The sequence below is a fragment of the Microbacterium sp. AC145 genome (assembly GCF_979258505.1).
Window position 1 is genome coordinate 2260766 of sequence record NZ_OZ409859.1, and the last position, 11626, is coordinate 2272391.

Annotated in this window: 10 protein-coding genes; 1 reads left to right on the forward strand and 9 read right to left on the reverse strand. The window is 67.6% G+C overall.

Annotation, left to right across the window (positions count from 1 at the left end; all coding sequences use genetic code 11):
* Positions 1–4 precede the first annotated feature (4 nt).
* The 9 genes from ACZZZN_RS10955 to guaB form a co-directional block, all read right to left on the reverse strand.
* On the reverse strand, positions 5–1693 hold the full coding sequence (locus tag ACZZZN_RS10955) for an ATP-binding cassette domain-containing protein (RefSeq protein WP_463505181.1): 1689 nt from the start codon (positions 1691–1693) through the stop codon (positions 5–7).
* 67 nt (positions 1694–1760) lie between these two features.
* A complete protein-coding gene (locus ACZZZN_RS10960; RefSeq protein WP_463505182.1) occupies positions 1761–3563 on the reverse strand; it encodes a sensor histidine kinase in 1803 nt (600 codons plus the stop codon).
* Positions 3560–3907 carry a response regulator gene (locus ACZZZN_RS10965; protein WP_463505183.1) on the reverse strand — a complete coding sequence of 116 codons (348 nt, stop codon included), beginning with the start codon at positions 3905–3907 and terminating at the stop codon, positions 3560–3562. Before ACZZZN_RS10965 ends, ACZZZN_RS10960 begins: the two co-directional genes overlap by 4 nt.
* The gene (locus ACZZZN_RS10970; protein WP_215173614.1) at positions 3904–4047 is read right to left on the reverse strand and encodes a hypothetical protein; all 144 of its coding nucleotides are present in this window, start codon (positions 4045–4047) and stop codon (positions 3904–3906) included. The genes ACZZZN_RS10965 and ACZZZN_RS10970 overlap by 4 nt, the downstream gene beginning before the upstream one ends.
* Positions 4044–5531 carry a glycosyltransferase family 2 protein gene (locus tag ACZZZN_RS10975; RefSeq protein ID WP_463505184.1) on the reverse strand — a complete coding sequence of 496 codons (1488 nt, stop codon included), beginning with the start codon at positions 5529–5531 and terminating at the stop codon, positions 4044–4046. The genes ACZZZN_RS10970 and ACZZZN_RS10975 overlap by 4 nt, the downstream gene beginning before the upstream one ends.
* A complete protein-coding gene (locus tag ACZZZN_RS10980; RefSeq protein WP_463505185.1) occupies positions 5531–6244 on the reverse strand; it encodes a PHP domain-containing protein in 714 nt (237 codons plus the stop codon). The genes ACZZZN_RS10975 and ACZZZN_RS10980 overlap by 1 nt, the downstream gene beginning before the upstream one ends.
* Complete coding sequence (locus ACZZZN_RS10985) at positions 6241–7230, reverse strand: ATP-grasp domain-containing protein (protein ID WP_463505186.1); 990 nt, start codon at positions 7228–7230, stop codon at positions 6241–6243. The genes ACZZZN_RS10980 and ACZZZN_RS10985 overlap by 4 nt, the downstream gene beginning before the upstream one ends.
* Complete coding sequence (locus ACZZZN_RS10990) at positions 7230–8273, reverse strand: PIG-L deacetylase family protein (RefSeq protein ID WP_463505187.1); 1044 nt, start codon at positions 8271–8273, stop codon at positions 7230–7232. Before ACZZZN_RS10990 ends, ACZZZN_RS10985 begins: the two co-directional genes overlap by 1 nt.
* Before the next feature lie 194 nt (positions 8274–8467).
* Positions 8468–9970 carry an IMP dehydrogenase gene (gene guaB, locus ACZZZN_RS10995; protein WP_463505188.1) on the reverse strand — a complete coding sequence of 501 codons (1503 nt, stop codon included), beginning with the start codon at positions 9968–9970 and terminating at the stop codon, positions 8468–8470.
* Positions 9971–10272: 302 nt separating this feature from the next.
* Between guaB and ACZZZN_RS11000 the strand changes: the two genes are divergently transcribed.
* Complete coding sequence (locus tag ACZZZN_RS11000; RefSeq protein ID WP_463505189.1) at positions 10273–11625, forward strand: branched-chain amino acid ABC transporter permease; 1353 nt, start codon at positions 10273–10275, stop codon at positions 11623–11625.
* Position 11626 lies beyond the last annotated feature (1 nt).

Genomic DNA, 11626 nt, shown 5'->3' on the forward strand with positions numbered 1-11626 from the left:
GAGGTCAGCGCGCCCGCGCCACCCGGCGTTCGTCCCACACCGGCGCGTCGGACTCGTAGACCTCCCCGTCGGACCCGAAGACGAGGAACCGATCGAAAGACCGCGCGAACCAACGGTCGTGTGTGACGGCGAGCACGGTGCCCTCGAAGCGCCGAAGCGCGTCTTCGAGCGCCTCAGCGGACTCGATGTCGAGGTTGTCGGTCGGCTCGTCGAGCAGCAGCAGCGTCGCTCCGGAAAGCTCGAGCAGCAGCACCTGGAAGCGCGCCTGCTGACCGCCTGAGAGCGATTCGAACACCTGCTGCGCCTGCCGCACGAGCCCATAGCGGTCGAGTGCCGAGCTCGCGGCATCCCTCGGCATCCCCGCCCGCCGTTCGTCTCCGCGGTGCAGGATCTCGAGCAGAGTGCGCCCGACGAACTCGGGGTGCGCGTGCGTCTGTGCGAACAGCCCCGGCACGACGCGCGCGCCGAGCGTGGCCCGACCGGCGTGGGCGACGGGCGCGAGCTGCTCCCCGGTGGAGGTGACGTGACCGAGCGTCGGGTCGGGGTCGCTGCCGCCGCGCGCGAGGAGGCGGAGGAAGTGCGACTTGCCCGAGCCGTTCGAGCCCAGGACCGCGACCCGGTCGCCGTACCAGACCTCGGCGTCGAACGGTCGCATCAGACCGGTGAGCTCGAGTCGCTGCGCCACCACCGCCCGCTTGCCCGTGCGCGCTCCGCGCAGCCGCATGTCGAAGTCCTGCGCCGGCGGTCGCTCCTCGGGCGGTCCGGCCTCCTCGAACTTGCGCAGGCGGGTCTGCGCCGCCTGGTAGCGCGAGGCGAACCCGTCGTTCGCCGAGGCTTTGACCTTGAGGTTCGCGACCAGGATGCGCAGCTTCTCATGCTGCTCGTCCCACCGCCGCCGAAGCTCGTCGAGCCTGTCCATGCGGTCGCTGCGCGCCTGGTGATAGGTCGCAAAGCAGCCGCCGTGCACCCACGCCGACGCACCTGCGCCGCCGGGCTCGAGCGTGATCAGGCGATCGACGGCCCGCGCCAGCAGCTCTCGATCGTGCGACACCAGCAGCACGGTCTTCAGCGTCTGGCGCAGCTGCTCCTCGAGCCAGCGCTTCGTCGGCACGTCGAGGTAGTTGTCGGGCTCGTCGAGCAGAAGCACTTCGTCGGGTCCGCGCAGCAGCGCCTCGAGGGCGAGCCGCTTCTGCTCGCCACCCGACAGCGTCGTGAGCTCGCGAAAGCGAGCGCGCTCGAACGCCACTCCGAGGGCGGCGACCGTGCACTGATCCCACACGGTCTCGTGCTCGTAGCCACCGGCGTCCGCGTATTCGGCGATCGCCGTCGCATACGCCATCTGCGTGTCGTGCTCGTCGCGCTCGATCAGCGCGTTCTCGGCGGCCTCGAGCGCCTCCGCGGCCTGGCGGATGCGCCGCGGAGCGACCCCGACCAGCAGCTCGTGCACGGTCTGACCGGGCTCGCCGTGGCCGATGAACTGATCCATCACACCGAGTCCGCCGTCGATCGTGACGACGCCGGCGTCGGCGGCCTGATCGCCTCGGATGATCCGGAGCAGCGTGGTCTTTCCGGCGCCGTTCGGCCCGATCAGCGCGCTCGTCGACCCGGCCCCGACCCGGAACGTCGTCTCGTCCAACAAAGGTCTGCCGTCGGGCAGGGTCAGCGAGACCCCCGCAACATCGATATACCCCACCGTGCGTGCCATCCTTCCGCCCGCTTGGCGAGCCGACCAGGCTATCAGCAACCGGGGCGGCGCCGACTCATCTCGGGCCGCCGACCACCTGTATCGCCTCGGTGCGCGGGGCCATCGGCAACAGCATCCGGAACTCGGTGCCTACCCCCTCCTTGCTCGTCACGTCCATCGTGCCGCCGTGCGCGAGCACGATCGCCCTGGTGATCGTGAGACCGAGTCCGACTCCGGGCACCGCATTGCGAGTCGCCGTCGACGCACGGAAGAAGCGGGTGAACAGCATCCCCTGCTCGTCTTCGGGGATGCCGACGCCGGTGTCTCGCACCGCGAGTTCGACGGCGCCGTCGACCGTCCGCATGCTCGCGATGACACGGCCCCCCGAGGCGGTGAACTTGATGGCGTTCGAGAGCAGGTTGTCGATCGCCTGTCCGATCCGTCCGGGGTCCAGCAGCACCCGCACGGGCGCCTCCGGAACCTCGGCCACGAGATCGATACCCTCTCGCTGCGCGTGGGGGCCCGCCGAGACTGTAGCGCGGCGCACCAGCTCGGTCACGTCGGCCTCTCGGCGTTCGAGCGGGAACCTGCCCGACTCGACCTGCGCGGTGAACAGCAGGTCGCCGACGAGGTTCAGCAGTCGCTCGGCATTGCGCTCGATGATGCCCACGAACTCCTGCTGATCGTCGGTGAGGGGCTGCGCCGGGTCGTTCTGCAGAAGATCGAGGAACCCGATGATCGCGCTCAACGGGGTGCGCAGTTCGTGGGAGATCATCCCGACGAACTCGTCCTTCATGCGTGCGACCTCGACGGCCCTGGTCTCATCGGTGATGACGAGCAGGTAGCCGTGCTTGGCTCCGTCGGAGTCCTGATACGGCGTGACCGTGACTCTGGCGGGAACGGTCGATCCGCCGACCGTCGCGATCTCGATGTGAGAGTCCACGGGCAGGCCGGCATCCGCGTCGTCGAAGAGAGCGCGCAGACCGGGATGGAGACGATCGTCGGTGTACTCGGATCCGACACTCGCGAACTCGGCGAGCACATGCGAGGGGAAGAACCTGTCGACGCACACATCGACGAGCGCCTCCTTCACCGGCATGCCGAGCAGACGCACCGCGCCCGGGTTCCAGGCGGTGATGACTCCGCAGTCGTCGGTGGCGATGACCGCCTGCCCGGTGATCGAGTTCCACAAACTCGTGAAGGATTCGGACAGCGCCCGATACTGCTGCTCGCTCGCTTTCAACTGCTCGAGGATCTTCTCGTTGGCAGCGAGCGCGGCCGTGCGCTCGACGACATGGGATTCGGCCTGCGTGGTGCGAAGACGCTGCTGACGCGACAGCTCGTTGACGATGGCCCCGACGGTGGCGAAGACCAGTGGGCTGATCACGCCGCGCAGCCAGTCAGCCGCATTGTCGGGTGGATCGATGATGTTCGGCATCACCAGTGCGATCGACGACAGCACCCCCACGATCACGACCTGTCGGCGTCCGGGGGCGGCCGCGATCCAGATCACGGGCAGCAGGACGAACGCTCCGAAGAGCGATGCCGGTCCACCGGTGCCGGCCCTGATCGCGCCCAGGGCGAGGATGTCGATCATCGGGATGAGCATCACGGCCCACCCGTCGTACACACCGCGCACCGAGAACACGGCGGCGAGCGCCGTGACCACGGCGATGGTGCCGAGACCGAAGAACGCGACTGCTGCGTCAGTCACCGGAATCCCCGGAACCGTCCACATGAGCACGGCGGCGACGGCGACCGCGATCGCCGTCGGACCCTGCTTCATCAGCGGGGTCGGGTTGTCGAAGGAGCGGCGCCAGGTGCGCTCCACCGACCGCTGCACCGTGGCCGACGAGGGCAGTGGCGGCGGTGGGGTCATCGGGGCACGTCCCGCAGGAGAGCCCGCAGATCGGCACCGACGATGGGTTTCGGGAGCGCGGCATCCGCGGCGGGATAGTCGGCTGCATCGAGGACCGAGCTCACGATGAGGAAGCAGTCCGGAAACCGGTCCTTGATGAGGCCCACACACTCCGCGCCGGTGATGCCGGGGAGGAGCAGGTCGATCACGGCGACGGTCGGGGTGATCGTCTCGAAGGCCGCGAGCGCCGACTCGGCGTCCTCCGCCGCGAACACGTCGAAACCCTCGCGATCCAGGTACCGCCGCAGAAGGTCCATCTGATCCGCGCTGTCCTCGACCACGAGGGCCAGCGGCCGACCGGTCATCGCAGGAACAGCTCTCGCACGATCACGATGACGACGACGATGCCGAGGGCGAGGAGCGCCTGAGGGACCAGGAGCTTCTCTCGACGCGCGTCGGCGACGATCTCCTCCTCCTCGGCGCTTCTCGATGGTGCGTCGGTCATGAGTCGACCCGTCCGATCTTCTCGGTCTTGATCCATGCGGCGTCTGCGTGACGCCACTCCTTGATGTACGAGTCGACGGTGATGGCGCACAGCAGCGAGCCGTACCCGCAGACGTAGAGCAGCAGCCCTGCGAAGAAGCGTCCGCCCGGCAGCTTCTCCACCGCTCGGGCCAGCCAGATGCCGAGCATCGAGATCGGTCCCCACAGATAGAAGATGACCGCCCAGGTGAATCGGGTCTCATCGGTGACGGTGATTCCGAGGTCGCTCAGGCCCGCCTCGAACAGCCAGGGGAACAGGGCGATCGCCATGAGGATCAGGGCGCCGAGCCCCGGGAACATCAAGGCCTCGCGCCAGGACTGCCGACCGATGCGTCCGTCGAGCTGCACGGCGAACAGCATCGAGAAGAGATAGATGCAGGCGGCGGCGATCCACATGAAGCGGAAGACGAACTCCGCGATCTCGCTGTGCAGGATGAGCAGCACGAGCAGTGCGGTGGCTGCGAGCACCATGAACGCGGGCAGCAGCAGGATCGTGAACCAGGCGAGACCGAAGGCGAAGCTGCCCAGATTGTGCTCGCTGCTCGGCCGGAACCACAGGTGCCGATAGATCGAGGTCAGCTGCACGTTGCCGCGTGCCCACCGCAGTCGCTGCTTCCACAGGCTGTCGATGGTGCGGGGCTCCTCGGCCAGCACGACGGCGTGAGGTTCGAAGACCATCCGGCGTCCGGCCAGCTGGCCCTCGAACGTCGTCATCGTGTCCTCGGCCAGAGTTCCGGTCGGGATTCTTCCGCCGATGGCCTCGAGGTTCGCTCTCGAGTGCAGCTGCGCGCCTCCGGCGAGGCACGCGATCGCTCCCCCGACGTTCTGGGTGCGACGGGCCGAGAGCTGTCCGATCACGTACTCGATCGCGATGAACCGGGTGAGGTAGTTGCGGTCGCGACTGCCCTCGGCGATGTAGGCGGTGACGGCTCCGACCTTCTCATCGGCGAGGTGACGGCTCATCTTGCGCAGCGAATCGCGGGCGAAGATCACGTCCGCGTCCATGATGAGCACGGCTTCGGTCCACTCGTCCTCGAGCACGACGTCGAGCCCGTGGTTGAGGGTGTGCGCCTTGCCCTCGCCGCCCTTGTCGCGACGCAGATGCACGACGCGGCCGGGGAAAGCCTGCGCCTTCGCCGCGACCACCTGAGGGGTGTCGTCGGTCGAGGCGTCATCGATCACGAAGATGCGCAGGCGGTCGGCCGGGTACTCGAGCTGCATCAGGCGTTCGATCGCCTGTCCCAGCACCAGTCCCTCGTTCCAGGCCGGGATCAAGACGGCGACGCGAGGATGATGGGGGGCGGCCTTGCCGTAATGATTGCGGAAGGCGTGGATCGGCAGAACCAGGAACTGCAGCCCCGTGTTGATCACCGGAAGGGTTCCGACGAGCACGCACACGAGCAGGATCACGACGACGACGGTCTCGAGCCAGGTCAGATCGACCATCAGCGCGCCTCCCACCGGTCGAGCATCTCACTGACGCGTGCATAGCGCCCGACGTCGGCAGCGATGTGACTGTCGGTCGACGCGACGATCTCGGCGCCGGCATCGCGCAGCGCATCGAGCAACGGGATGCCGGGGCAGCCCCACTTCTCGTTCACCTCGACCATGGTGTCGGTCTCCGCAGCCGCCTTCGCCCACGCCGCGACGCGGTCGTGCCCGAGGTCCCCCTCCGACAGGCCGATCTTGGGCAGGATCGAGAAGCAGTGCGCGAGCTGGTTGCCCGGATACCGGCGCATCGATGCGATCAGAGCCGAGACGAGCTGATCGAGCACGTCATCCGTCGCCCAACCGTCCTCGATCCGCTCCCGCACAGCACTCGGGCCGAGCGGGCCGTCCATGCCGGGGAACTGATGGTCGGCGATGAGGATGCGGTCGATCCCAGCCGGCAGCTCGGGGATGTCGAGCGAGCCCGAGGCATCGAGGATCTTCGCCTCCACGCCCGTGAGCACGGTGAGTCCGTCGGGCACGCGCAGCGCGCTCACCGCGGCGAGGTAGTCGGGAACCCAGGGCGTCGACTGCCGCACGTGATCGACGAGACGCACGGTCGTGAGCCCGGCCGCAGCGGCCGCAGCGACGTTCTCGGCCAGAGTCGAGACCGCGTCATCCGAGAACGTCGAGTGGACGTGGTGATCGCCCCGCAGCAGGGAATGCGTCACAGTTCCTCCTGATGCCCTGCGTGGGCAGACACGAGGACCTCGTCGACGTCGACGATCACATCTTCGAGGAATCGCACCGAGGCGATCTCGCGGAAGGCGACGGTCGACGGGATCTCGCGCCCGAGGAACAGATCGGCGACGAGCGAGGGGATGTCGACGCCCGCCGCGATGGTGAGCGGCAGCGCGCCGGGGAAGCGCGGATTCACCTCGAGGAGCACGGCACGACCGGCGCGGTCGCGTCGCAGCTGCACATTCGCGACCCCCACGAGACCGATGGCCTGCGCGATGGATGCCGCGGCGCTCTCGAGCTCTGCGTCGTGCACCGTGCGGCCGGCGATCGCCACACCGGAATCGACTCGCGCACGGGTGCGCGGCACGGCCGCCACCACCGAGCCCGAGGCATCGGAGATGACATCGACCGAGTACTCCTCCCCCGGAAGGAAGTCCTGCACGATGAGGCCCTCGTCCAGCGGCAGCGCCTCGAGCGCCGCACGATCGGGCACCATCCGCACCCCGCGGCTGCCGGCGCCCTGACGCGGCTTCGCGAAGACCGGGAACTCCCAGTCCACCGCCTGCGCGTCGGGGCCCGCGAGCACGGTGCGCGGAGTGAGACCCGTCGATTCGCACCGCTCGGCGAGCAGCAGTTTGTCGAGGGCGATGGAGAGGGTCTCCTGCGAGGGCGCAGCCAGCACGGCCGGCGCCAGCTCTTCGCGGCGTCCGGCGAGGGCTGCGAGCTCGACGTCGACGGTGGAGATCACGAGATCGAGACGGTCGTCTGCGACCATGCGTGCGATCGCCGGTACGAATTCGTCATCGCGGCCGGGCGGCACGAGCCGTCGATGCGTCGGTGGCACCAGATAGATCCCGCTCGCCCAGCCGTCCATGTCGGCGGCGAAGACCTCGAGGTCGGAGCGGCGGAGCAGCGAGCGGATGACGGCCACACCGGCGGGTCCTCCCGCACCGGTCACCAGAACGCGCGCGCTCATCAGCTCTCCCGTCGAGTGAGTTCATGGGCGCCGACGAACTCGGCGGTCTCCCGCACGACCTCGAGCGGCTCCACGGCGGATCCTCCCCCGAAGCGCGACCAGTACCGCGCGGTTGCCGTGACGAAGTCGGGATCGAGGTAGTCGCGGGTCGCCGTCTGGGATCCGAAGCACTCGAGCAGTCGCAGCTTCTGCTCGATGTACTGGTCGATGCGCACGAACCGGGTCGGGCGGAAGTCGATCGTCGCGGAGGGACTCTGGTAGCAGGCGACCGTGCCCACCCGGCGGGTCGCGGCGATCGTCGCCTCGCTCACCGCTCGGTGATCCTGATGACGATCGTTCGAGGAGTGCGTGTAGACGATGGTCGGCTGCACTTCCTGCACGACCTCTTCGATGAGCCGCACCGTGGCGCCACCGCCGGAGATCTCGGTGTCGATGAGGTCTTTCACGAACAGACGAGCGCCGAGGATCTCGGCCGAGGCGAGCGACTCGTGCTGCCGACTGTCGGCGTCGCCCCCGCGCGCACCGCGCGAGAGGGTCAGGATCGTGATCGAGTCGCCGGCCTGGGCGTGGGCAGCGAGAAGCCCGCCGACACCGATCTCGACGTCGTCGGGGTGCGCGCCGATGGCGAGCACGATCTCTTTCGGGCGGTTGGCCTCGCGTCGCGCGCGTCCCTCCGTCATGAGACGGGTGACGGCCTCGACCAGCTTCGCGTTGTCGAGGGGCTTGGTGAGGAACTCATCGGCCTGCGCCCGCAGCGCCGACACCGCGTACTCGACCGAGACGTGCGCGGTCATCACGATGACCGGAAGCAGCGGATCCTCGCGCCGCAGCTCCGCCAGCAGCTCGAGTCCGTCGAGGCCGGGCATCTCGATGTCGGTGACGACGACATCCGGGGTGAAGCTCTCGAGCCGCTCAACAGCGGAGCGGCCGTCGTGTTCGACCACGACCTCGCAGCCGGCGCGTCTCTCGAGCACGGTCTTCACGAGCAGGGCGACGTCGGGATCGTCATCGACGACGAGGACGCGGGGAGCATCCTGGGGCATATCTGCAGCTCTCGTTGGGGAGGTCCCCCTACCGGGCGGTGTCCGGGGTGCCACTCTCTGCGCCCTTCGCGCCGGGAGCTCGAGGGGAAGTCGAGCGGGTGTCTCTAAATACTGGCATATCAACACATGCCGAAGAGGGCCGAGGACGACGGAGGACCGGATGCTTTCGCATCCGGTCCTCCGTCTGTTCCGACTCAGCGCTTGTAGTTGGGCGCCTCGACCACGATCTGCACGTCGTGCGGGTGCGACTCCTTGAGCCCGGCCGACGTGATGCGCACGAACTTGCCACGCTGCTTGAGCTCTTCGATGGTGCGCGCGCCGACATAGAACATCGACTGACGCAGGCCGCCGACGAGCTGATAGGCGACGGCAGCCACAGGACCGCGGTACGGCACCTGTCCTTCGATACCCTCGGGGATCAGCTTGTCGTCGCTGGGGACGTCTGCCTGGAAGTAGCGGTCCTTCGAGTACGACGTCTGCTTGCCGCGGGTCTGCATTGCACCGAGCGACCCCATGCCGCGGTACTGCTTGAACTGCTTGCCCGACTGGAACACGATCTCGCCCGGCGATTCGTCGGTGCCCGCGAGCAGAGAGCCGAGCATGACCGCATCGGCTCCGGCCACGAGCGCCTTGGCGATGTCGCCCGAGTACTGGAGTCCACCGTCTGCGATGACCGGGATGCCCGCGGGCGCCGCAGCGAGCGAAGCCTCGTAGACGGCGGTCACCTGCGGCACTCCCACACCGGCGACGACGCGGGTGGTGCAGATCGATCCGGGACCGACACCGACCTTGACGGCATCGACGCCCGCGTCGACGAGCGCCTGAGCGCCCTCGCGGGTCGCGACGTTGCCGCCGATCACGTCGACGTGAGCGAAGCTCTCGTCGGCCTTGATGCGCTTGACGAGGTCGATGACTCCCTGGGACTGTCCGTTCGCGGTGTCGACGACGAGCACGTCGACACCCGCGTCGCGGAGCGCCTCAGCCCGTTCCCACGCATCGCCGAAGAAGCCGATGGCGGCACCGACGCGGAGGCGACCCTGATCGTCCTTCGTGGCGAGCGGGTACTTCTCGCTCTTGTCGAAGTCCTTGATGGTGATGAGGCCCGCGAGCTTGCCGTCGTCGTCGATCAGCGGGAGCTTCTCGACACGGTGCTTGGCGAAGAGCGCGATCACCTCTCCCGCGGCCACGCCGACGGGCGCGGTGACGAGACCCTCCGAGGTCATGACGTCCTTGACGAAGGTGGTCTGACGCTCGAAGCCCGAGACGAAGCGCATGTCGCGGTTGGTGATGATGCCGACGAGGCGACCGTCGGGGTCGACGACCGGGAGGCCCGAGATGCGGTACTTCGCGCACAGACCGTCGACCTCTTCGACGGTGGCGTCGGGGGTCGTGGTGATCGGGTCGGTGATCATGCCCGATTCGCTGCGCTTGACCCGGTCGACGTGAGCCGCCTGGTCGGCGATCGACAGGTTGCGGTGCAGGATGCCGATGCCGCCTTCGCGCGCCATCGCGATCGCCATGCGCGACTCGGTGACCGTGTCCATGGCGCTGGAGAGCAGCGGCGTGGCGACCGAGATCCGGCGAGTGATCCGCGACGAGGTATCGGCCTCGCTCGGGATGACGTCGGTGTGCCCCGGCAGGAGCAGCACATCGTCGTACGTGAGTCCGACGAAGCCGAAGGGGTCGTGCTGGTCCATGGATAGTCCTCCTGCGGGAGCGATCTGGGGTCAGGGTGTACCAATTCTAAGCGCCGGAAGGTCGCGGAAATTCCCTGAACCGACTGTTCCTTCGATCGGTCCGGCCCCCGCGCTTCCGCCGCGACTTCTCTGTGCGGCGTGCACGGCACCGCGCATCTTCGTGGTAGGAACGACTGCACCGTGAGCAGATCGTGGCCTGGTTGAAACAGAGCCGACACATTACGCTCATACCGTCGTACATCAAGGTTGATGAACCACACAGCCTTGGCGTGCGCATCGAAACAGGAGGCTCTGTGAGTCCAATGACCTCGACAATGAGGCGAGCAGCTCCCGTGGTGATCGCCCTACTCGGCTTTCTCCTCGCGGCGACCATGGTGCTCTTCGGAGCCCCCGGAGCGGCCAGTGCGGCGGTACCCGATACTCCCGGCGCGGATCAGGAGGAGACGGACTTCTACTTCGCCGGCGTGATCAAGTTCGACGACGTGGCCGTCCCTGACGTGACGATCTCCGTCGAGGGCGGTGGCTTCGAGGCCGAGACCATCACCAACGCCGAGGGCGCCTGGCGTCTGTATGTGCCCGAGAAGGACGCGTACACGCTGACCGTCGACGAGGACACCCTCCCGGACGGGGTCATCGTCGATGCCTCGCTGCTCCCCGAGGGAACGCAGCCGATCCAGGGCACCACCGCCTCGTTCGACGCCGAGTTCGGTCTCACGGGGTCGAAGATCCTCAACCTGTTCCTCGGCGAGGGTGAGCGGCAGACGACCTCCTTCGTGGATCAGCTGGTGGAGCGCATCATCAACGGCCTGAACTTCGGGCTGCTGCTCGCGCTGGCGGCGATCGGCGTCTCGCTGATCTTCGGCACCACCGGCCTCACCAACTTCGCTCACGCCGAGATGGTCACCTTCGGAGCGATCGTCGCCGTCATCTTCGGCACATTCTTCGGGCTGCCGATGTGGGTCACGATCCCGATCGTGTTGATCCTCGGAGCCGCCCTCGGCTGGGGTCTGGACGCGGGATTGTGGCGCCCCCTTCGCCATCGAGGGATCGGCATGGTGCCACTGATGATCGTCAGCATCGGACTGTCGCTGTTCCTGCGCTACCTGTTCCAGTTCTTCCTCGGAGGATCCACGACGCAGCTGCCCGGATCGGACTCTGCGAAGATCCAGATCCTCGGACCGATCAAGCTGTCCACCGTCGACATGATGTCGATGGGAATCAGCATCGTCGTCATCATCGCCGTCGCCTTCTGGCTGCTGCGCACTCGAGTCGGCAAGGCCACCAGGGCGATCTCCGACAATCCGGGGCTCGCTGCGGCATCGGGAATCAACGTCGACCGGGTCATCCGGACGGTGTGGATCCTGTCGGCATCCCTGGCGGGGCTCGCCGGCGTGCTGTGGGGCTACTTCCGCCCCGGCGTCAAGTGGGACATGGGCGTGCACATCCTTTTGCTGATGTTCGCCGCAGTGACTCTCGGCGGACTCGGCACCGCGTTCGGCGCACTCGTCGGAGCGCTCATCGTCGGCATCCTGGTCGAGGTCTCCACTCTGTGGTTGCCCTCTGACCTCAAGTACGTCGGAGCACTCGTCGTGCTCATCCTCATCCTGCTGGTCAGACCGCAGGGCATCCTCGGTCGTCGCGAGAGAATCGGTTAGG

Bases quoted from the DNA above. Each gene is read 5' to 3' on its own strand.
- ACZZZN_RS11000 (WP_463505189.1), top strand. From the start codon at position 10,273: ATGACCTCGACAATGAGGCGAGCAGCTCCCGTGGTGATCGCCCTACTC.
- ACZZZN_RS10985 (WP_463505186.1), bottom strand. From the start codon at position 7,230: ATGAGCGCGCGCGTTCTGGTGACCGGTGCGGGAGGACCCGCCGGTGTG.
- ACZZZN_RS10990 (WP_463505187.1), bottom strand. From the start codon at position 8,273: ATGCCCCAGGATGCTCCCCGCGTCCTCGTCGTCGATGACGATCCCGAC.
- ACZZZN_RS10960 (WP_463505182.1), bottom strand. From the start codon at position 3,563: ATGACCCCACCGCCGCCACTGCCCTCGTCGGCCACGGTGCAGCGGTCG.
- guaB (WP_463505188.1), bottom strand. From the start codon at position 9,970: ATGGACCAGCACGACCCCTTCGGCTTCGTCGGACTCACGTACGACGAT.
- ACZZZN_RS10965 (WP_463505183.1), bottom strand. From the start codon at position 3,907: ATGACCGGTCGGCCGCTGGCCCTCGTGGTCGAGGACAGCGCGGATCAG.
- ACZZZN_RS10975 (WP_463505184.1), bottom strand. From the start codon at position 5,531: ATGGTCGATCTGACCTGGCTCGAGACCGTCGTCGTCGTGATCCTGCTC.
- ACZZZN_RS10970 (WP_215173614.1), bottom strand. From the start codon at position 4,047: ATGACCGACGCACCATCGAGAAGCGCCGAGGAGGAGGAGATCGTCGCC.